This window comes from Candidatus Pseudothioglobus sp. Uisw_086, from assembly GCF_048085745.1.
Taxonomy (GTDB): Bacteria; Pseudomonadota; Gammaproteobacteria; order PS1; family Pseudothioglobaceae; genus Pseudothioglobus.
Genome location: NZ_CP159803.1, coordinates 18,140 through 37,540, shown reverse-complemented (window position 1 = coordinate 37,540; position 19,401 = coordinate 18,140). Strand labels below are relative to the sequence as shown.

Annotated in this window: 21 protein-coding genes; 12 read left to right on the top strand and 9 right to left on the bottom strand. The window is 39.1% G+C overall.

What is annotated here, in order from left to right; translation table 11 throughout:
- Positions 1–64 precede the first annotated feature (64 nt).
- From ABXT49_RS00180 to coxB, 4 genes are all read right to left on the bottom strand, one after another.
- The gene (locus ABXT49_RS00180; RefSeq protein ID WP_271556690.1) at positions 65–943 is read right to left on the bottom strand and encodes a cytochrome c oxidase subunit 3; all 879 of its coding nucleotides are present in this window, start codon (positions 941–943) and stop codon (positions 65–67) included.
- Positions 944–958: 15 nt separating this feature from the next.
- Entirely contained in the window at positions 959–1,480 is a 522-nt protein-coding gene (locus tag ABXT49_RS00175; RefSeq protein WP_416652131.1) for a cytochrome c oxidase assembly protein, read from the bottom strand.
- A gap of 102 nt (positions 1,481–1,582) precedes the next feature.
- On the bottom strand, positions 1,583–3,193 hold the full coding sequence (gene ctaD / locus ABXT49_RS00170) for a cytochrome c oxidase subunit I (protein WP_416652129.1): 1,611 nt from the start codon (positions 3,191–3,193) through the stop codon (positions 1,583–1,585).
- 15 nt (positions 3,194–3,208) lie between these two features.
- On the bottom strand, positions 3,209–4,333 hold the full coding sequence (gene coxB, locus ABXT49_RS00165; RefSeq protein WP_416652127.1) for a cytochrome c oxidase subunit II: 1,125 nt from the start codon (positions 4,331–4,333) through the stop codon (positions 3,209–3,211).
- Positions 4,334–4,658: 325 nt separating this feature from the next.
- On the opposite strand from coxB, the gene ABXT49_RS00160 reads away from it, so the two are divergent.
- Both ABXT49_RS00160 and ABXT49_RS00155 read left to right on the top strand, forming a co-directional pair.
- The gene (locus ABXT49_RS00160) at positions 4,659–5,624 is read left to right on the top strand and encodes a COX15/CtaA family protein (RefSeq protein WP_416652125.1); all 966 of its coding nucleotides are present in this window, start codon (positions 4,659–4,661) and stop codon (positions 5,622–5,624) included.
- A 4-nt stretch (positions 5,625–5,628) separates the two neighbouring features.
- A complete protein-coding gene (locus tag ABXT49_RS00155) occupies positions 5,629–6,291 on the top strand; it encodes an SCO family protein (RefSeq protein ID WP_416652123.1) in 663 nt (220 codons plus the stop codon).
- Here ABXT49_RS00155 and ABXT49_RS00150 read toward each other — a convergent pair.
- Genes ABXT49_RS00150 through hisF form a run of 4 tightly spaced genes read right to left on the bottom strand, consistent with a single transcriptional unit; the run spans position 6,283 to position 8,742 of the window.
- On the bottom strand, positions 6,283–6,474 hold the full coding sequence (locus tag ABXT49_RS00150; protein WP_416652121.1) for a DUF2970 domain-containing protein: 192 nt from the start codon (positions 6,472–6,474) through the stop codon (positions 6,283–6,285). The two genes, ABXT49_RS00155 and ABXT49_RS00150, sit on opposite strands and share 9 nt — an antisense overlap.
- Before the next feature lie 2 nt (positions 6,475–6,476).
- The gene (gene cyoE, locus ABXT49_RS00145; RefSeq protein ID WP_416652120.1) at positions 6,477–7,373 is read right to left on the bottom strand and encodes a heme o synthase; all 897 of its coding nucleotides are present in this window, start codon (positions 7,371–7,373) and stop codon (positions 6,477–6,479) included.
- Positions 7,373–7,909, bottom strand: a complete 537-nt coding sequence (locus ABXT49_RS00140) for a hypothetical protein (protein WP_416652118.1) — start codon at positions 7,907–7,909, stop codon at positions 7,373–7,375. The genes cyoE and ABXT49_RS00140 overlap by 1 nt, the downstream gene beginning before the upstream one ends.
- A 59-nt stretch (positions 7,910–7,968) precedes the next feature.
- The gene (hisF, locus tag ABXT49_RS00135; protein WP_416652116.1) at positions 7,969–8,742 is read right to left on the bottom strand and encodes an imidazole glycerol phosphate synthase subunit HisF; all 774 of its coding nucleotides are present in this window, start codon (positions 8,740–8,742) and stop codon (positions 7,969–7,971) included.
- Positions 8,743–8,869: 127 nt separating this feature from the next.
- Between hisF and uppS the strand changes: the two genes are divergently transcribed.
- From uppS to ribF, 10 genes are all read left to right on the top strand, one after another.
- A complete protein-coding gene (gene uppS / locus ABXT49_RS00130) occupies positions 8,870–9,616 on the top strand; it encodes a polyprenyl diphosphate synthase (protein ID WP_416652115.1) in 747 nt (248 codons plus the stop codon).
- On the top strand, positions 9,616–10,419 hold the full coding sequence (locus ABXT49_RS00125) for a phosphatidate cytidylyltransferase (protein ID WP_416652114.1): 804 nt from the start codon (positions 9,616–9,618) through the stop codon (positions 10,417–10,419). Before uppS ends, ABXT49_RS00125 begins: the two co-directional genes overlap by 1 nt.
- Positions 10,416–11,570: a 1-deoxy-D-xylulose-5-phosphate reductoisomerase gene (gene dxr, locus ABXT49_RS00120; protein ID WP_416652113.1), complete on the top strand. Its 1,155-nt coding sequence runs from the start codon at positions 10,416–10,418 to the stop codon at positions 11,568–11,570. The genes ABXT49_RS00125 and dxr overlap by 4 nt, the downstream gene beginning before the upstream one ends.
- Before the next feature lie 13 nt (positions 11,571–11,583).
- A complete protein-coding gene (locus tag ABXT49_RS00115; protein WP_416652111.1) occupies positions 11,584–12,702 on the top strand; it encodes a peptidoglycan DD-metalloendopeptidase family protein in 1,119 nt (372 codons plus the stop codon).
- Between the two features lie 85 nt (positions 12,703–12,787).
- On the top strand, positions 12,788–13,663 hold the full coding sequence (locus ABXT49_RS00110; protein ID WP_416652109.1) for a phosphoribosylaminoimidazolesuccinocarboxamide synthase: 876 nt from the start codon (positions 12,788–12,790) through the stop codon (positions 13,661–13,663).
- On the top strand, positions 13,654–14,454 hold the full coding sequence (locus ABXT49_RS00105) for a DUF2797 domain-containing protein (protein ID WP_416652108.1): 801 nt from the start codon (positions 13,654–13,656) through the stop codon (positions 14,452–14,454). The genes ABXT49_RS00110 and ABXT49_RS00105 overlap by 10 nt, the downstream gene beginning before the upstream one ends.
- A gap of 19 nt (positions 14,455–14,473) precedes the next feature.
- Positions 14,474–15,310, top strand: coding sequence for an ATPase (locus tag ABXT49_RS00100; RefSeq protein ID WP_416652106.1), 837 nt, complete (start codon positions 14,474–14,476; stop codon positions 15,308–15,310).
- Position 15,311: 1 nt separating this feature from the next.
- Positions 15,312–16,370, top strand: coding sequence for a homoserine O-succinyltransferase MetA (gene metA, locus ABXT49_RS00095; protein ID WP_416652103.1), 1,059 nt, complete (start codon positions 15,312–15,314; stop codon positions 16,368–16,370).
- Positions 16,367–17,398 carry an A/G-specific adenine glycosylase gene (gene mutY / locus ABXT49_RS00090; RefSeq protein ID WP_416652102.1) on the top strand — a complete coding sequence of 344 codons (1,032 nt, stop codon included), beginning with the start codon at positions 16,367–16,369 and terminating at the stop codon, positions 17,396–17,398. The genes metA and mutY overlap by 4 nt, the downstream gene beginning before the upstream one ends.
- A 21-nt stretch (positions 17,399–17,419) precedes the next feature.
- Entirely contained in the window at positions 17,420–18,349 is a 930-nt protein-coding gene (gene ribF / locus ABXT49_RS00085; protein ID WP_416652100.1) for a bifunctional riboflavin kinase/FAD synthetase, read from the top strand.
- Here the strand turns inward: ribF and pyrC are convergent.
- The gene (gene pyrC, locus ABXT49_RS00080) at positions 18,341–19,378 is read right to left on the bottom strand and encodes a dihydroorotase (RefSeq protein WP_416652099.1); all 1,038 of its coding nucleotides are present in this window, start codon (positions 19,376–19,378) and stop codon (positions 18,341–18,343) included. The genes ribF and pyrC overlap by 9 nt on opposite strands.
- Positions 19,379–19,401 lie beyond the last annotated feature (23 nt).

The window sequence follows — 19,401 nt, the reverse complement described above, 5'->3', positions numbered from 1 at the left end:
TCCTAAGTTAATTGAAAAAAAAGACCCCAACGAAGGGGCCTTTTACAAAACCATATATTCGTAATTATATCCAGTATACGAATATGAATAGCCCTAGCCAGACTACGTCAACAAAATGCCAATACCAAGCAACGCCTTCAAAGGCGAAATGATTCTCCAAATTGAAGTGTCCTTTTTGAATACGATAAAGAATTACTGTCAGCATAATCACGCCAATGGTTACGTGGAAACCATGGAATCCTGTCAGCAAGTAAAACGTTGACCCATAAATTCCAGAAGTTAGCTTTAATCCATCGTGGTAGGCATGTCCATACTCAGTAATTTGGAAGCCCAGGAACACAACCCCTAGCGCAATTGTTGCTAACATCCAAGCCATCAATGCATTTCTATGGCCAGCCCTTAAAGCATGATGAGCATAAGTTAAAGTGACACCTGAAGTTAAAAGAAGTCCCGTATTTAGCGCTGGGAGTCCCCAAGTATCTACTAGTTTAAAGTTAGTAGAAAAAGCAACACCATTCTGACCTACTTCCCCAGGAGTAGTAATAAGAGGCCAAGCTGATTTAAAGCCCTCCCACAACTCTGGCGTATAAATATTGTTGTACTCGCCACCAAGCCAAGGCACACTCAAAACTCTTGCGTATAAAAGAGCGCCAAAGAAGGCTGCAAAAAACATTACCTCAGAAAAGATAAACCAACTCATTCCCCATCGAAAAGATTTGTCAACTTGTGAATTGTAGAGTCCGCCAATACTCTCACTGACAACTGTTCCAATCCATCCAAATAACATAAATGCAATTATTGCAAAACCCAAAACCATCACAGGCCAGCCCCAACTTACATCATGCATTTGGTTCGCAAACCCTACAAATAAAGTTGAAACACCAATTGATCCAATAATCGGCCAGTAGGTGCCATGAGGTACATAATATTTTTCGTTACTCATTTTTCTTCCCCTTTCTTAACTATCTAACTTATAAAAATTATAGGACAAACTAACATCTTTGATCCACTCATCCATTTCAGGCTCAATTACAAATCGAAGCGTCATTTCGACCTCTTCATTAGGCTGAAACACCTGCTTTACAAAACAAAAACACTCTAGCTTTTTAAAGTGAAGAGCCGCATCTGTAGGCGCAACACTTGGAATTGCTTGACCATAAATTATTTCATCGGTCGTATTTTTAGCAATGTAGCTGGTAGTATAAAACTTTCCAGGTATAACCTCCATCGAGCTTACTTTCGGCGCAAACTGAACTGGGAAGCCAGGAGTCGTTGCCGCAAAAAAACTAACACTCACCAATCTCTCTTCATTTACTTGATACTGCTTTTCTGTTTCTACTCTACCAGTCTTTCCATTAAAACCTGTTATGTCGCACAGCACATCATATAAAGGCACCATCGCGTAGGCAAAAAAGAACATCAAGATTGGAACGGAAACTAGCTTTATCCAAAAACTTTTCGTAATTTTTTTTCTTTCCACGTCAGGAGTTAAGGGCAATGGTTAGCGCATATAGCCCTATTGCGACAACAGCAACTAATAACGCAGTCCTGCCAACACCTCTATTGTTTTTTTTATCTGTCATTAACTATGCTGAGACTCTGCCAAAATTTCTGCTCTCGTTGGTGGCTCATCAAACGTATGATAAGCAATTGGTGACGCTAAAGTCCACTCTAAACCTTTAGCACTTTCCCAAGGTCTTGCATCTGCTGGCTTGCCATTACGGATACAGTCTACAACAATGTAGGTAAGTAATAAGAACGACAGGCCAAAAGAAAATGCACCAATTGAAGAGATAAAGTTGAAGTCAGCAAACTGAAGTGAGTAGTCAGGAATACGACGCGGCATTCCAGCTAGTCCCAAGAAGTGTTGAGGGAAGAATGTTACGTTAACCGAGATAAGTGCCCACCAGAAATGAAACTTAGCAAGGGGCTCGTTGTACATCCTTCCTGTCCACTTAGGAAGCCAGTAGAATACTGCTGCAATGATTCCCCATAGGGCTCCAGTTACAAGAACATAATGGAAGTGAGCAACTACAAAATAAGTATCGTGGTACTGAATATCAGCTGGAGCGATGCCAAGCATTAGCCCAGAAAAACCACCAATCGTGAATAAAAATACAAACGCAAGCGCCCAAAGCATAGGTGTTTCAAAGCTCAAAGAACCCTTCCACATCGTGGCAACCCAGTTGAAAACTTTTACTCCAGTAGGAACTGCAATTAACATTGTTGCATACATAAAGTAAAGCTCACCTGCCACAGGCATTCCCGTTAAGAACATATGGTGAGCCCATACTATGTATGACAAAAATGCAATCGATGCCGTTGCATACACCATTGAAGAGTAGCCAAAAAGAGGCTTCCTAGCAAAGGTTGGAATAATATGAGAGATGATACCAAAGGCTGGCAAAATCATAATATAGACCTCTGGATGACCAAAGAACCAAAAAATATGCTGGAACATTACTGGATCACCACCGCCCGCCGCATCAAAAAATGCTGTGCCAAAGTTTCGATCAGTCAGCATCATCGTAACAGCTCCTGCTAGAACAGGCATTGCACCAATTAACAAAAACGATGTGATTAACCATGTCCATACAAAAAGTGGCATGTCCATTAATCGCATTTCTGGGGCCTTCATATTAAGAACCGTAGCAATAATGTTAATCGCTCCCATAATTGAAGAAAATCCTAGTAAGTGAATTGCAAAAATGAAGAAGTCAGTTGAGTCTGGAGCAAAGGTCGTTGAAAGTGGTGCGTAAAAAGTCCAACCAAAAGCAGGCGCTCCGCCCTCCATAAAGAAAGTACTCAAAAGAATTGCTCCTGCAAACGGCAAGATCCAAAAACTCCAATTATTCATTCTTGGCAGAGCCATATCCGGCGCTCCTACCATTAAAGGAATAAGCCAGTTTGCCAAACCAACAAAGGCCGGCATAATAGCTCCAAAAACCATAATTAAACCATGCATTGTAGTCAGCTGATTATAAAACTGTGGTTCAAATAATTGCAAGCCAGGCTGTAAAAGCTCTGCTCGAATTCCCATTGCAAGTGAACCACCTATAAGAAGCATTACAAATGCAAACCACATATATAGTGTTCCAATATCTTTATGATTGGTTGTTTTAACCCATCTTAGAAGTCCTTTTTCAGGGCCATGACCGTGATCATCGTATGCTGCCGTTGTAGTTGAGCTCATATATTTCTCCTTAAATTAACGTGCAGATGTAACATCTGAAGGTTGAACAACTGATCCATTATTACCAAAAGATCTTCTTTCGTATGTTATTACTGCAGCTATGTCAGAATCACTTAGCGCCTTAAATGAAGGCATTCTTCCGACCACTCCATTTATAACTAGATTAAGTTGGTATGCTGCTGGGCCATTGGCTACCTCTGATCCAATCATTGCAGGAAAGACACCAGGAATACCGGTGCCGTCTTTTTGATGGCAGCCCGAACAGTTTGCGTTGTATACAGTTTCTCCCTTAGCAACAAGATCTGCCTCAGTCCAAACTTGAGTAGCGCTTGCAAGTTCAGCAACTTTTTCAGCCTGCATACTTTCAACCCACTCAGCGTAGTCAGCTTTAGAGACAACATCAACAACAATAGGCATAAAGCCATGGCCTTTTCCACACAGCTCGGCGCACTGGCCTCTATAGGTTCCAATTATGTTGGGTTTTGCCCATGCATCATTTATAAATCCTGGGTTTGCATCCTGCTTAAGGCCAAATGCTGGAACCCACCAGTTATGAATTACATCATTTGATGTAATCAAAAAACGAATTGTTGTATCTACTGGAACGACTAAACGCTTGTCAACGTCGCGAAGGTAGCCGCCCTCTTTATGAACAGCTTCACGCTCTTCAGGAGTTCCCTTGATAACGTCCATAGACGATTGTGCGAGATTAGAAGCAAAACTTATGCCCTCTTCAGGATAGTCATATTGCCACTTCCACCTTACGCCAGTTACCTTTATAGTCATATCAGCCTTATCCAGAACCTCAATGTCGATCAGTGTCTTTGAAGCCGGAATAGCCATTGCAATTAGAATCAAAATTGGAATCCCAGTCCATAAAAACTCTACCGTTGTACTCTCATGAAAGTTAGATGCCTTAGCTCCCCTTGACTTTCTGTGCGCAATAATTGAATAAAACATTGCACCAAAAACAACAACACCAATGGCAACACAAACCCAAAATACCATCATGTGAAGGCCCCAAATATCGTTACTAATATCTGTAACGCCTTTGGTCATATTTATTGTGTATTCTGCCAAGACAGACTTAGAGCTCAAAAGTGCAGTAAATGCGCCGGTAAGTTTAAACAATAGTTTCATAGATTCTCCGAATTAAATCTTTGTATAGCAATATTATTAATTAGATATATAGCTCTTAAATATGCAATTTCAATTGTCAAATAAAAAATGCAACCAAATGATACCTGTTTATCGTCTTTTTACCAAGTAAAAATTCACCTTTATTCTCAATATTGGTTGAACTTTTTTCGCTTGCCGCTCTAGCTTTAAAAAAGAAAGACCAAAAGATTGAAAATGCAATCAATACCCATATATATTATCAAGAAATAAAAAATAATTAACGTAATTTTTCAAAATTGAACTTGCTTCAATTAAAATATCTTTCTGACTAAACTTATTACAGACTATGTTCAATAAAACCATTAATATCTCATTAATCTTAGCCCTTATAGTTGTCATCCTTGGGGCCTATACTCGACTTGCAGATGCAGGACTTGGGTGTCCAGACTGGCCAGGATGTTATGGTGAGTTATTAGTTCCAGATGTTATTTCGAGTGAATATGAAAGACCCCTTGATGTTGCTAAAGCATGGAAAGAAATGGTTCATAGGTACGCCGCCTCAATCCTAGGAATTTCAATACTTGTTATATTTTTGCTGGCAGTATTTCGTAAAACTGAAAGAGAGCAATCTATTAAGCTTCCTACAGCTTTACTTTTACTGGTTGGCTTTCAAGGTGCGCTTGGAATGTGGACTGTTACCGAACAGGTTCACCCAGGCATAGTTACCATGCATTTGTTTGGAGGCTTCTCAACAACCACTTTGTTATTTTGGCTTTTTTTGAATCAGCGTCCACAACCAAAAATTGGGCAGCCTGTTTTAAAACGCCATAAATTAATGCTCATCATAGTAACCGCTTTACTGATATTCCAAATATTTCTGGGCGGCTGGACAAGTACTAACTATGCAGCACTTTCTTGTGGTGAATATTTTCCTACTTGTTTGGGTGAGATGTGGCCTGAAGACATGGACTTTAAAAATGCCTATTATTGGGGTGAGCTTGGAGTTGATTATGAGTTTGGAATTTTGGAAAATCAAACTAGAACCGCCATTCAGATGGTACATAGAGTTGGCGCTCTAGTTGTTACTGCAGCGATAATAGCTTTATCTTTTGCCCTAAAAAACTACCTGGCTTTTCAGAAAAACATTGTCATAGTTCTGGCTCTTTTAGGTATTCAGGTTGCACTTGGTATTATAAATGTAGTCATGTCACTACCAATGTTTGCTGCGGTAATGCACAACGCAGTTGCTCTTTTTCTTTTATTAAGCTTAATAAGCCTCGCACATAGAATGTTTAATCAAAATACTGCCTAATAATATGAACAAAACTACCCAAATATCTTTACTTTTGGTAGTCACAATTGCGGCTATGGCTGCTTTTTTTTATGCTGGTGGTAAGCCAAATATGCAGGATCTCAAAAAATCTGTCGCCCCTGCAGCATCTTTATACCCTGAGGCAAAGTCTGTTTCGGAGAAGCTAAACTTTATTAATGATGGGTCAATAGCGACGCACTTATCAGATGTGTCTCAAGGAAAATGGGTGCTATTATATTTTGGCTACACATCATGTCCAGACGTTTGCCCAATAGACCTTTCAAAGATCAATCTGACATACCAGTTGATGGAAAATCAAAAGAAACTTCAAGTTGTTTTTATATCAGTAGACCCTATGCGTGATATTGGAAAGCTTGATCAGTTTGCAGGCGCATTTAACCCTACCTTTTTAGGTTTGACCGCTCATCAAAATGAGCTAATATCAATTAGCAGCTCGTTAGGGGTTTATCATGAAGTAGTTGAATCACAAAAATTAGCTCTGGAAGATCATAGCAATCATGATCATGTTAATCACTATGACATTGATCATACAAGCAGCTACTTGCTTTTCAACCCAGAATTAAAGCTCACAGCTCTTTTGACAAGTCCTCATGAGCCTATAGAAATGGCAAAGGCAATTGATATAATTATCGAAAATCTAAGGTAATACAAGCCTTACTGCAAACAGAATAGATCCAATAAAAAGCGCGGTCATAATAACTCCAACAATAACGTAAGGCCAAGGACCAGTCTTCTCTGTAGACTCAAAATCTTTTGCTAAATGTTTCTTTTTTCCAACCCCAATCATTGCAGAAGCTACTGCTCTAAAAACTTGTAATAAAGACCCCATTACTAGGAAGAAACTCCAAAGGTCATCAAAAGATAGTGATCAAGCAGCAAGGCTAGAAACAAAACCATTAAATAATTAATCGAGAATTTAAAGGTTTTAAATGCAATGTAAGGATTTTCAGGCTCTATAAAAATTTTGATAGAGTAGCCTAAAAATAGTACGCCTAGCGTCGCAGCAGAAACTAAGTAAATTAAACCGCTCATACCTGTCAGGTAAGGCAGCAGAGCAACCAAAAATAATAGCACTGTATATAAAAGAATTTGTACTCGAGTGAATTCAAGGCCATGGGTAACTGGAAGCATTGGTATTTCAGCTTTTTTATACTCCTCTCGCCTATGAATTGCTAACGCCCAAAAGTGCGGAGGCGTCCAAATAAAGACAATTAAAAAAAGTAAAAGCGCGTATTCAATGCCCTGGGATCCCGCTATAGAGGTCCATCCAAGAACTGGAGGCGCAGCACCTGCTGCGCCGCCAATAACTATATTTTGAGGTGTGGCTCTCTTTAGATACATTGTATAAAAAACAGCGTAGCCAATCAAAGAAATAAGCGTTAGAATTGCAGTCAATAAATTTACAAAAATTACCAAAAGGGCAATTCCCATAACACCTAAAAAGAAACCCCATATCAGCGCTTGGTTTCGCGTTACTCTGCCCTCAGGCAAGGGACGACGATCAGTACGAGACATCTTTACATCAATTTTTTCATCGACCACGTGATTAAAAACTGCAGCGGACATTGCGGCTAATGATATTCCTGCAGAAGCGACAACAATTAGAAAGAGATTAGGAATGTATGGCACTGCTAACAGCATTCCAACAACAGCCGTAAGCAAAATCAACGAGACAACTTTCAGCTTACAAAGGCCCAAGAGGTCTCTAAGAGAGGGAAGATTGCCCATTAGCCTATCCTAGAATATTTAAGTAGGCGCTTAAGATCCTTTAGCACAAACTTAATGTTGATGTCTTTTGAGTTGTAATACAGCATAAAGTTACCAATTGGATCAATTAGAAAAATTGAGTTTTCTGGAAACTCTGCAAGCTTAGCCGCTAATTTTTCATTAGTAACTTTAGCTATAAGTAAGTTTTCATCGCTAGCCATAGGTAGCGACCGATCTTCAGTAATCAAAACTCTTTGAATTCTTCGCATATCCATATTTATGAGGGTACGGATCGTTTTAATATCTGCAACAGCCTGCTCACAGATGCTATCACAGTTTTTTGAAGCGTATGCAAGCGTCCAAAAGCCATTAAAAGTGGCATCGTCTTCAAATTCAATATCGGCTTTTTCAGTTGTTATAACTGGGCGAATAAGATCACCATAGTTAACCGTATTCTGACTGAAATAAGTCGGATTCAAATAAAAAAATAAAGTACCAATTGCTATGGGCAGAATAAATATCGATAACAATGCCCAAAAATCTTTTTTTACTGTCATTTGTTCCCTAGAGTCAAAACTTCGTAATGATACGCTTATGAACTTAAAAACTCAACCAGCTAAAGCCTAACTTCTATACCATTTTCTCGCATTGCTTTTTTAGCTTCTTCTACAGTAAAATCTCCAAAATGAAAGATGCTAGCAGCAAGAACTGCATCGGCTCCGCCATCAATAACGCCCTCAGATAAGTGTGATAAATTACCAACCCCGCCAGAGGCAATTAAAGGAACGTCAACCGCGTCAGAAACTGCCTTAGTTAGCTCAAGATCAAATCCATCTTTAGTGCCGTCCCTGTCCATTGATGTTAGAAGAATTTCTCCAGCACCATTTTCTCCTTCTGTCATTTTTACGGCCCAATCTATGGCATTAATACCTGTAGGTTTTCGCCCTCCATGGGTGAATATTTCCCATTTCAATGGATTAAAGGACACTCGCTTTGCATCAATAGCTATAACGATACACTGAGAGCCAAATATCGCGCAAAGCTCATTAATAAGTTTTGGGTTAAAAATTGCAGCAGAGTTAACTGCAACCTTATCAGCGCCCGCCATTAACATTGCTCGAACATCGTCAGCCTTTCGAATGCCGCCGCCAACAGTGAGCGGAATAAAGACCTGATTAGCAATCCTCTCAACCATTTCTATCGTGGTGTTTCTTCCTTCATGTGATGCTGTAATATCTAGAAATGTTATTTCGTCAGCACCTTCATTGTCATAACGCTTTGCCACCTCAACCGGATCCCCTGCATCTTTAATATCAATAAACTTGACGCCTTTGACAACTCTCCCGTCGCGGACATCTAAGCATGGGATTATTCTTTTTGCTAAGCTCATGAAGCATTATTTTACCGCATAAACCTAGTCAGATTTTTTAGTGCATTATGTTAATGATAGCATCAAGCCCCATCAATGGATACTTTGGATTAGGTTTTGAAGACCCTAATAGGTATAATTGCGCTCCATGACTGAAAAAAAACTAGGCCCACTTAACGATGAAAAAATTCCACCCCAGCATATAGCTATCATTATGGATGGAAATGGAAGGTGGGCGAAATCCAAACACCTTCCTCGTACCAGGGGTCACCAAAAAGGAGTTAAAAGCTTAAGAAAAGTTGTAAAACATTGCGCGAAACTGGGCGTCAAAACATTGACTCTGTTTGCTTTTAGTAGTGAAAACTTAAGTCGCCCTAATGATGAAATTGGTCTTTTATTCAAGCTTTTTTTATCTGTTCTGCACAGCGAAACAAAAAAATTAAAAGAGAACAATATTAGTCTTAAAATAATTGGCGACCTTTCAGTATTTCCAGTTGAAATTCAACTTCTTGCTAGTGATGCAGAAAGGATGCTTTCAAGCAACACTGGCCTTACCGTTATTGTTGCTGCAAACTATAGCGGACAATGGGATATTGCTGAAGCTACAAAAAAAATTGCCATTAAGTCACTCAGTGGAGAAATCAATCCAGATAATATTGGTATTGATATTTTTGAGGCGCATACTGCTCTCGCTGGTCAACCGAAGGTAGATTTACTAATCAGGACAAGTGGTGAGATAAGAATAAGCAACTTCATACTGTGGAACCTAGCTTATAGCGAATTATACTTTTGCAATACTCTGTGGCCTGACTTTAATGAGCATGAACTTGATATTGCCATTGAGTCATTTCACTCTAGGGAGCGCCGGTTCGGTGGGCGAAACAAGGCAACATAGTGCTACATAAGAGAATCTTAACTGCATCTATTGTGGCCCCAATTGTGATACTTGGAGTCCTAATATTAAATTCAATTGAATTTGCATTGGCCCTGGCTTTAATTCTTATTATTGGGTCTTGGGAATACTGCAGACTAGTTCAAATAAATCATTTAACAGGCAAGGCACTTTATACTTTAATTATATTAGTAGTAACCTATTTTTTAATTAGTACGTCTTCAAATTTAATTGTCCTATATGCTACTTCAATTTGGTGGTTAATCGCTTTAATTTGGGTAGTAACGTTTCCAAATGGATCTTCCCTACTCAGAAAGAACTTTGCAGTTAAGCTCTTCAATGGCTTGTTTATTTTTGTACCAATGGCAATCTCATTAATGGCGATTCACTCGATCGACAAGGCCCTAGTCTTATTTCTTTTGGTTTTAATCTGGGCGGCAGATATCGGCGCTTATTTTGCAGGTAAGCTTTTTGGTAAAACTAAGTTGTGTCCAAGTGTTAGTCCTGGAAAAACACTTGAAGGAGTATTTGGTGGGGCTGCTCTTGCTCAAGTGGTTGCTATTTTGTACGTATATGTTTCAACCCAAGCGCCGTTATTGAGTGATTTTTTAATATTTAGTTTTATAGCCTTGGTGATTTCACTTGTGTCAGTTCTTGGTGACTTATTTGAGAGCGTTTTAAAGCGTATTGCAGAAGTAAAAGATAGTGGTAATATCCTTCCTGGACACGGTGGAATACTAGATAGAATAGATAGCTTAACGTCGTCTGCCCCAATATTTTTTCTTTTAATTGTGTTCTTGCTATGAAAAATGTAGCTATTCTAGGGGCAACGGGCTCAATTGGACTAAACACACTAGCTGTTATGTCTCTTCATCCAGAAAAATATAACGTCTTTGCCTTGACGGCAAACAATAGCTGGAGAGAAATGGAAAAGCTTTGCATTATGCACATGCCAAAATTTGTTGTAATGGCTAATGAAGGGGCTGCAGAGAGCTTAAGAAAAGTTGTGCCAGAAGGGGTTATCGTTTTACAAGGTGAGGGCGCTTTAAATGATATAGCCTCTCATAAAAATACAGATTTTGTTATGGCGGCAATAGTTGGAAGCGCTGGACTATCCTCAACTTTTGCAGCGGTGGCCTCAGGAAAAAGAGTTATGCTTGCAAATAAGGAGTCTCTAGTCCTAGGTGGTAATTTATTAATTGCTGCCGCAAAAGAGTCTGGGGCAGAATTAATCCCCGTAGACTCAGAACATAGCGCAATATTTCAGTGCCTCCAAGGTGGCAAACAGGGCCTTAATAAAATACAGTTAACTGCGTCAGGCGGTCCTTTTCTAAAAACACCAATAGCAGAACTTAATAAAGCAACCCCAAAACAGGCCTGCGCGCACCCAAAATGGAAAATGGGCCAAAAAATATCAGTTGACTCTGCCACCATGATGAATAAAGGCCTGGAGGTAATTGAAGCTCACTTCCTATTTCAACTTTCGTCTTCTAAAATTGAGGTAGTAATTCATCCCCAAAGTATTATTCACTCGTTTGTTTATTTTAATGATGGCAGTGTGTTATCACAACTTGGGCTGCCAGACATGAGAAGCGCAATATCTTATGCATTATCCTATCCAAGCCGGCAAACTTCTGGTGTTGAAGAGCTTGATCTTACCAAGCAAACATCACTAGAATTTTTATCGCCCAATATGGATAGGTTCAAGTGCCTAGGACTAGCATATGATTCTTTAGAACAAGGGCAGAGCTCCCCTGGAACGCTTAATGCTGCAAATGAGGTTGCTGTGGACGCTTTTTTAAATAAAAAAATAGGGTTTCTAGACATTAGCAAAATTATAGAAAAAACCTTAGCTATAGCTCCTATTTCGAGGCTTGACACGCTTGCAAGTGTTGTGGAAAATGACTATCTTTCTCGTCAAATAGCTCGGTCTGTTATTGAGCCGAGTCTTTCATAAAAAACCGTCCTAAATGTATAAATCTTTCTTAATCACCTTGTTATCATTTTGCGTTTTTTTAAGCGCTCCTTCTGCTGCCAGTGGAATACATGACTATAGTTTTAAAGTATCAAGAGGCGACGCGTTTTACAAATTCTTCTTTAGCACAGGCCTATCAGGAAAGCTTCTCAAAAAACTAATGGCCTCTGATGAAAGGGCTAAGAGGCTTAACAATATTTATCCTGGTGATAAGTTTAGGATAACCCTTAACGATAATCACGAGCTAGACCAAATCATTTATAGTCCAGCTAATGATAGCCCTCTATTTATAACCTATGATGGCCAATCTTTTAATTATGGAAAAGCCAATATCCAGCCAATTGGGAAATTATCTCAAACCATAATTACAATCAAAAAGTCTCTAAACTATGACGCCAAAAAAGCCGGGGTAGCTGCTGAAGTTACTAAAATGATGGTTGATAACTTTTCATGGGAGATGGACCTTAGTAGAGACCTAAGAAAGGGTGACAAATTTATGTTGTCTTGGAGCGGAGGAAAAACTCCAATTGCAATGATTTACGTTGGAAGTAGAAAAACTATTGCACTTTTTTCATATAAAAACACCCTTGGTCAAAATAAATACTTTACTTCAAAGGGCGCCACTATAAACGACACCTTTGCATTTGCACCTACAAAATATAATCGAATTAGCTCGGGCTTTACAAAAAGGCGGTTCCACCCTACGCTCAAAATCTATCGCTCACATCGAGGCACTGATTTTGCTGCCCCCTCTGGGACACCGGTCTACGCCCCTGCAAAAGGAATTGTGAAATATAGAGCCACGTTATCTGGCTATGGAAACGTTATCTATTTAAAGCATGGCTCCAACTATCTTACTGTCTATGCCCACTTATCAAAATTTGCTACGGGCTTAAAGTCTGGAAAAAAAGTTAAAAAAGGGGAATTAATTGGCTATGTAGGTACTACAGGCCAATCTACTGGCCCCCATCTTCATTATGAAATTCGAGTTAATGGGATCCACCAAGACCCTGAAAAAATAAAATTACCTAAACAATCTTTCGTGCCAACTAGCGCAATGCCAGAGTTTCAAAAAAGAGCAAGGCAAATTCTTCAGGATTTAAAGATAAAGTAACGCTCTTTTGTTCTTCAATTTTATCAATACCCCAGCTATAGCACAATCGATTAAAATAAATACTTTAGATCATTTTATGGTTATTATGCATTCTAATTTGCAAACAAAGCTATCTCTACCTCTTCTTTATCGCGGCAAGGTGAGGGATATATTTGATATTGACAAAGACAATATGCTTATAGTTACAACCGATAGGCTTTCAGCTTTTGATGTTGTTTTTGACCAGCCTATTCCAGAAAAAGGAAAAATTCTTACATCAATAGCAAACTATTGGTTTAGTAAAACTGAGCACATTATTCAAAACCACCTAACTAATATTGGGCTTGAAGAAGTGTTATCAGGTAATGAGGCTGAAGCGCTTGAAGGTAGGGCAATAGTTGTAAAAAAACTCAAACCACTGCCTATTGAAGCTGTTGTAAGAGGTTACTTAATTGGCTCTGGCTGGAAAGAATACCTAGTGTCTGGATCTGTTTGTGGAATAGGACTTCCTTCTAAGATGGCGCTTGCTGAAAAACTTAAAAATCCTATGTTTACTCCTTCTTCAAAAGCCCTAGCTGGGGAACATGATACAAATATACCTTTCAGAGAGGTTGTGTCCTTGGTGGGCGAAGATATTGCAGAGCAAATCAAAAAAATAAGCCTTTCTCTTTATAATCTTGCTGAAAAACACGCACTATCTCGAAGCATTATTATTGCTGACACAAAATTTGAATTTGGCCTGGACTCTGAAAACAAGTTGACCCTAATGGATGAAATTTTAACCCCAGACTCGTCGAGATTCTGGTCTTTGTCTGATTACACGCCCGGGATAAGCCCAAAAAGTTTTGATAAGCAAATTATTAGGGACTATCTTGAAACACTTGACTGGAACAAGGCCCCTCCTGCCCCCACAATTCCAGACTCAATTATGAATAAAACTGCTGAAAAATATAGGGACATACAAGCGATACTATGCAGTTAAGTGGCCACATAAAAATGATGAACACCTCTCTTGAGGGGGGCAGTGCAAAATACAGCCTTCCTATTGGGGAGAGTCTAATTGACATGAACGCTGTTGTAGGAAAGCATATTGAACTCAAATATAATGACGTAATACTTTGTGCGAATTGTGGAGTAAGAACTAAAAAAAGCTGGTCTGGCGGCTATTGCTTTCCCTGTACGCAGGTTTTAGCTAGATGTGACTTATGCATAATGAGGCCTGAGACTTGTCACTATTCTGAAGGCACCTGCAGAGAGCCTCAATGGGGCCTTAACTACTGTTTTCAGCCAACTATTATTTATCTTGCAAATACATCTAAGCCTAAGGTTGGAATCACCAATAAAAAAAGGGTTTATAGCCGCTGGATTGAACAAGGCGCAATTTCTGCGCTGCCTATAATTGAGGCAAAGTCACGTCTAGACTCCGGCAAGATTGAGGTGGCATTAAAACAATTTGTTGCTGACAAAACAAACTGGCGAAATATGCTAAAAAATGAAGTGGAGCAATCAAGTCTTTCATCTCTAAAAGAGACTTTACTTACTGAAATTGCAGCCACAGTAAAAGAAACTGAGGCCATAGTCCTCAGTGATGATGAGGTAAATATTAGCTACCCTGTGCTAAAATACCCTACAAAGGTTGTGTCTTTAAACTTTGATAAGACGCCAATCATCACAGGTATTCTAGAGGGCATAAAAGGACAATATTTATTGTTAGACAGTGGTGTGCTTAATATAAGAAAATTTAGCTCGTATCACCTTACAATAAGCAGCTAATAGACCAATGAAAGCCAATATGATAAATTCTGCCAAACAATTTATAAATCAAAAAAATAAGCGGTTAACTCTTCTTGGCATGTCTGGTGTAGGTAAGACTCATCTTGCTAAACTTATAGGCGAAGAGGGTGGTTGGTACCATTTTTCTGGAGATTATAGAATTGGAGCGACTCATCTTAAAGAGGCTATCATTAATAATATAGCTAATAAAATGAAAAAAGACTCATGGCTTAAGCCACTTTTAGAAAACAACTCTATAAGCGTTAATAGTCAAGTTACTTTTGACAACTTAGAGCCAATTTCTGCGTTCCTTGGAAAAGTTGGTAATCCCGAAGAAGGCGGTCTTCCTATTGAAGAGTTTATTCACCGCCAAAGTCTTTTTTTAGAGGCAGAAAAAAAGACAATGGCTGAGGTTCCTCATTTTATTGACCAGTCTTTAAAAGAGGGTTATGCCCATTTTATTAATGATGCTGGGGGAAGCCTGTGTGAGCTAGAAGATAGAAAGCTTTTTCAACTTCTGTCAGAAAAAACACTAATTATTTATATTAAGACAAGTAAGGAAAATGAGAGGTTGCTTATTGATAGGGCCAAAAGCCAGCCAAAGCCAATGTACTACAACCCAAAGTTTTTTGAAGAAGCTCTTCATTCCTACTTGGGAGAAAATAGTTTAGACTTCGCAGCTCAAATTAACCCAAATGCTTTTGTTAGCTGGGTATTTCCAAAATTAGTTGTAGACAGGCTTAAAAAATACAGCGCAATTGCGGATGAGTACGGCTGCACAATAGAAGGTGATGCGCTTCATAAGTGCAGATCTGCAAAAGACGTCTTAAATTTAATCTCTAGCGCGCTTAAATAACATGCCTCTAATAGCTCACACTAAACTGCCATCATTTGAACGTCTTGCAAAACAAGGCGAGACTATTCTTTCTATTGAGAGGGCTCAACATCAAACTATTAGAGAGCTTCATATTGGATTATTAAACATGATGCCCGATTCTGCACTGGAAGCAACCGAGAGGCAATTTTTTCGATTGATAGGTCATTCAAATCAAATTGCCCAGTTTTATGTTCACCCTTTTTCACTTTCAAGCATTAAAAGAGACAAACATGCAGCAGCGCACATTGAAGAGCACTATAAAACCTTTGAAGAAATTAAGCTTCAAGGACTTGACGCGCTAATTATTACAGGCGCTAACGTGACCGATCCAGATCTTCAGCTCGCTCCATTTTATGAGCAGCTAAAAGAGGTGGTTGACTGGTCTTATAAAAACGTAACCTCGACCTTGTGCTCTTGCCTTGCAACCCATGCTGTTTTAGAGTTTAAGTATGGTCAGAAAAGAAGGGCTGTTGGAAAAAAACATTGGGGCGTTTTTCCTCATCAGGTAATTGATAGGACACATCCGCTTGTCAAGGGTGTTAACACTCGCTTCGATATACCACACTCACGGTTTAATGAAGTAACTGAATCTCAATTTAAAGAGGCAAAGGCTGTAGTTTTAGCTAAAAGCACCATTGGCGTTCACCTTGCAGTCAGCCCTGATCTTTTTAGAATTGTCTTCTTTCAAGGACACCCTGAATATGATTCCGTTAGTCTTCTAAAAGAATACAAGAGAGAAGTTTCACTTTACCTCGAAAAAAGAAGCCCAAACTACCCGGCATTTCCAAGCAATTATTTATCGCTACAAAGTCGCGCTATTTTGACAGAGTATCGCACCAGGCTTATAAATAAAACAGCGACTATCAAAGATTTTCCAGAAGCTCTTCTTACAAAAACCCTGGACAATACTTGGCATGACAGTGCTAGCGCTATTATTAATAACTGGATTGGCTGTGTTTATCAGGTAACTAATGAAAATATTAGAAAACCTTTTATGCAGACTATTGATCCAAATAATCCACTTAATCTAGAGAAGTGACAGAGCTAACTAGCGGCCTTTTAAGTTGGTTTATAAAAAACGGCAGAAAAAACCTTCCCTGGCAGTCTAGCCCTCCAAACGGATATCACGTATGGCTATCTGAGGTTATGTTGCAACAAACACAAGTTAAAACTGTAATTGATTATTTCAACAACTTCATTAAAAAATTTCCAGACATAGCTTCGCTCGCCAATGCAAGCGAGGATGATGTTTTGGTTGCATGGGCAGGCCTTGGGTACTATAGCCGAGCTCGTAATTTACATAAAACTGCACAAATTACTTTATCTCTTTATGGGGGTATTTTTCCCAAAACCTACTCAGAAGTTATAGCGCTCCCTGGGGTTGGCAAGTCAACTGCTGGAGCTATTTTATCTCTTACATTCAATCAGCCACATGCAATCCTTGATGGCAATGTTAAGCGTGTCTTGGCAAGATATCATAGGGTAGAAGGTCATTATAGCTCGAGTAGTGTTATGAATGAATTATGGCGGCTTGCAGAGCTTCATACGCCTGAAAAACAAAATGCAGAATACACACAAGCAATAATGGATGTTGGTGCTACTGTTTGCACCCCAAGAAAACCAAACTGTCAAAGTTGTCCTATATCAAAAAATTGTGGTGCATTTATTCAAAATCAACAGGAGCTCTATCCAAATAAAAAGCCAAAAAAAATTAAACCCGAACGAAATATTGTATTCTTAATTTATAAAAATGAAAAAGATGAGATTCACCTTAAAAAAAGACCAAATAAAGGCATTTGGGGTGGGCTATGGAGCTTTGCTGAGTGTTCAGAAAATTCAGCAGAAATAGAAGAGACAATTATTAACCACAACCCTAAGGCAAAAATCGTCGCTTCACTTACTAAGTTTAAACATAGCTTTAGTCATTTCACTCTTTGGATTAATCCAATTATTGTAAGCTCCCCTGGAGCGTCTGATAATTACCACAAAACAAACAGCATTAATCTTGGTGTTCCTGCTCCAGTTAAAAAAATTATTCATTCACTTGATTTACTAAATCATCATTAAAGCTGTGAGTAAAATAACATAATGGAACTAATACGAGGCCTTCATAATCTTAAACATCAATCTGGTTGTGTTGTTACCATTGGCAATTTTGATGGGATTCATGTGGGTCATCAAGAAATACTAAAAAAGCTTGTTTCAACCGCAAAAAATAAAGGCATTCCATCTCTTGTAATTTCTTTTTCTGTGACCCCAGAATCTTTTTTTGGAAGGACAAAAGCAAAACTAAGTAGCTTTAGGGACAAACACCTTTTTCTTGAGTCGCTTGGGATAGACAAACACCTTTTAATAAGATTTAACAAAGCTTTTTCCGAAATAAGTGCAGAGTCTTTTATCAGCCAAACTCTAGTTAAAAAGGTTGGCATAAAGCATTGCTTCATTGGTGATGATTTTCGATTTGGCAAGGGCCGCCTTGGAGACTTTTCAATGCTTCAAGAGATGTCGTCTGAAAAAGGCTATTTAGTTAATAAGATTAACGCTGTTCATCTTGAAGGCCAGCGAATTAGCAGCTCAGCAATAAGAAAACTACTCTCCCAAGGGAATTTTAAAAAAGCTGAAACTTATCTTGGTCGGCCTTTCTCAATAAGCGGCAGGGTTGCGCACGGGGAAAAAGTGGGGAGAACAATTGGGTTTCCTACAGCCAATATTAGTATCAGACGAAAAATCAGCCCTGTTCTTGGAGTCTATAGTGTCCTGGTTAAAATTAATAATAGTACATATACTGGGGTCTGTAATATAGGGAAAAGACCAACAATAGGAGGCACCACTGTCCTTTTAGAAGTTTTTATTTTTAACTTTGATCGAGAAATTTATGGTGAGCGTGCAACTGTTATTTTCAAACAAAAGTGCAGGGATGAACTAAAATTTAATTCGCTTGAAGAGCTAAAAAATCAAATTAAAAATGACGTTGAAAAAAGCATGAATTACTTTAAAAGTATGGATTTTTTAAGCTGATAGCCTCCAAGAGAGCTCCTCTCCCGCAAAAAAAGGCACCACATGTGAGCCAGAAAAATTATAACTCTCAGGTATTCGCCAAGTAGTCTTTTCTAGTGTAATTTTTTCTTGGTTTCTTGGAAGGCCATAAAAGTCAGCACCAAAAAAAGACGCAAACCCCTCTAGCTTTTCAATTTTTCCAGCACCGTCAAAGGCTTCGGCATAAAGCTCAACTGCAGCATGTGCGCTAAAGACCCCGGCACATCCGCATGATGACTCTTTTTGATGCTTCTCATGGGGCGCCGAATCTGTGCCTAGGAAAAATTTTGGGCTTCCTGAGGTCGCTGCAGCTATTAGTGCCTCCTGGTGTGGCGATTTTCTTTTCAGCACAGGTAAGCAGTAATAATGTGGCTTAATTCCACCTACAAGCATGTGGTTTCTGTTTGCCAAGAGATGGTGCGGGGTTATTGTTGCCGCTATATTTTTTTCACACTCACTTACAAAGTCAACAGCATCTTTTGTTGTTATGTGTTCAAGAACTATCTTAAGGCTAGGGAATTCTTGAACTAGTTTAGTTAACGTTCTGTCTATAAAAACCTTTTCCCGGTCAAAGACATCAATATCGTTATCAGTTACCTCGCCATGTATAAGAAGAGGCACGCCCTCTTTTTGCATTTGCTCTAAAGCGGGATAGGTACTTGATAGGTTTGTCACTCCACTATCAGAATTAGTTGTGGCTCCCGCAGGATATAGCTTCACTGCATGAACCTCTTGAGCTTCACTTGCTTCAATTATTTCATTTTTTGTTGTCTTGTCAGTCAGATATAACACCATTAAAGGGCGAAACCTTGATTCTTTTGGTAGTGCCCGAACGATCTCATTATGGTATTTTATTGCCTGTTTTGTATTTGTTATGGGGGGTGAAAGATTGGGCATTATTACTGCCCTTCCCATTTGAAATGCGCTCATTCTAACTACTGACTTCATGGCCTCACCGTCTCTTAAATGGAGGTGCCAATCATCAGGCTTGGTAAGAATTACCTTTTCCATATAATTAAACCAGCCTCCATAAA

Bases quoted from the DNA above. Each gene is read 5' to 3' on its own strand.
- ABXT49_RS00105 (WP_416652108.1), top strand. From the start codon at position 13,654: ATGCAGTTAAGTGGCCACATAAAAATGATGAACACCTCTCTTGAGGGG.
- uppS (WP_416652115.1), top strand. From the start codon at position 8,870: ATGACTGAAAAAAAACTAGGCCCACTTAACGATGAAAAAATTCCACCC.
- pyrC (WP_416652099.1), bottom strand. From the start codon at position 19,378: ATGGAAAAGGTAATTCTTACCAAGCCTGATGATTGGCACCTCCATTTA.
- coxB (WP_416652127.1), bottom strand. From the start codon at position 4,333: ATGAAACTATTGTTTAAACTTACCGGCGCATTTACTGCACTTTTGAGC.
- ABXT49_RS00110 (WP_416652109.1), top strand. From the start codon at position 12,788: ATGCATTCTAATTTGCAAACAAAGCTATCTCTACCTCTTCTTTATCGC.
- ABXT49_RS00150 (WP_416652121.1), bottom strand. From the start codon at position 6,474: ATGGGGTCTTTATTACAAGTTTTTAGAGCAGTAGCTTCTGCAATGATT.
- ribF (WP_416652100.1), top strand. From the start codon at position 17,420: ATGGAACTAATACGAGGCCTTCATAATCTTAAACATCAATCTGGTTGT.
- ABXT49_RS00100 (WP_416652106.1), top strand. From the start codon at position 14,474: ATGATAAATTCTGCCAAACAATTTATAAATCAAAAAAATAAGCGGTTA.
- ctaD (WP_416652129.1), bottom strand. From the start codon at position 3,193: ATGAGCTCAACTACAACGGCAGCATACGATGATCACGGTCATGGCCCT.
- dxr (WP_416652113.1), top strand. From the start codon at position 10,416: ATGAAAAATGTAGCTATTCTAGGGGCAACGGGCTCAATTGGACTAAAC.
- ABXT49_RS00155 (WP_416652123.1), top strand. From the start codon at position 5,629: ATGAACAAAACTACCCAAATATCTTTACTTTTGGTAGTCACAATTGCG.
- ABXT49_RS00180 (WP_271556690.1), bottom strand. From the start codon at position 943: ATGAGTAACGAAAAATATTATGTACCTCATGGCACCTACTGGCCGATT.
- ABXT49_RS00140 (WP_416652118.1), bottom strand. From the start codon at position 7,909: ATGACAGTAAAAAAAGATTTTTGGGCATTGTTATCGATATTTATTCTG.
- ABXT49_RS00115 (WP_416652111.1), top strand. From the start codon at position 11,584: ATGTATAAATCTTTCTTAATCACCTTGTTATCATTTTGCGTTTTTTTA.
- cyoE (WP_416652120.1), bottom strand. From the start codon at position 7,373: ATGGGCAATCTTCCCTCTCTTAGAGACCTCTTGGGCCTTTGTAAGCTG.
- ABXT49_RS00160 (WP_416652125.1), top strand. From the start codon at position 4,659: ATGTTCAATAAAACCATTAATATCTCATTAATCTTAGCCCTTATAGTT.
- hisF (WP_416652116.1), bottom strand. From the start codon at position 8,742: ATGAGCTTAGCAAAAAGAATAATCCCATGCTTAGATGTCCGCGACGGG.
- metA (WP_416652103.1), top strand. From the start codon at position 15,312: ATGCCTCTAATAGCTCACACTAAACTGCCATCATTTGAACGTCTTGCA.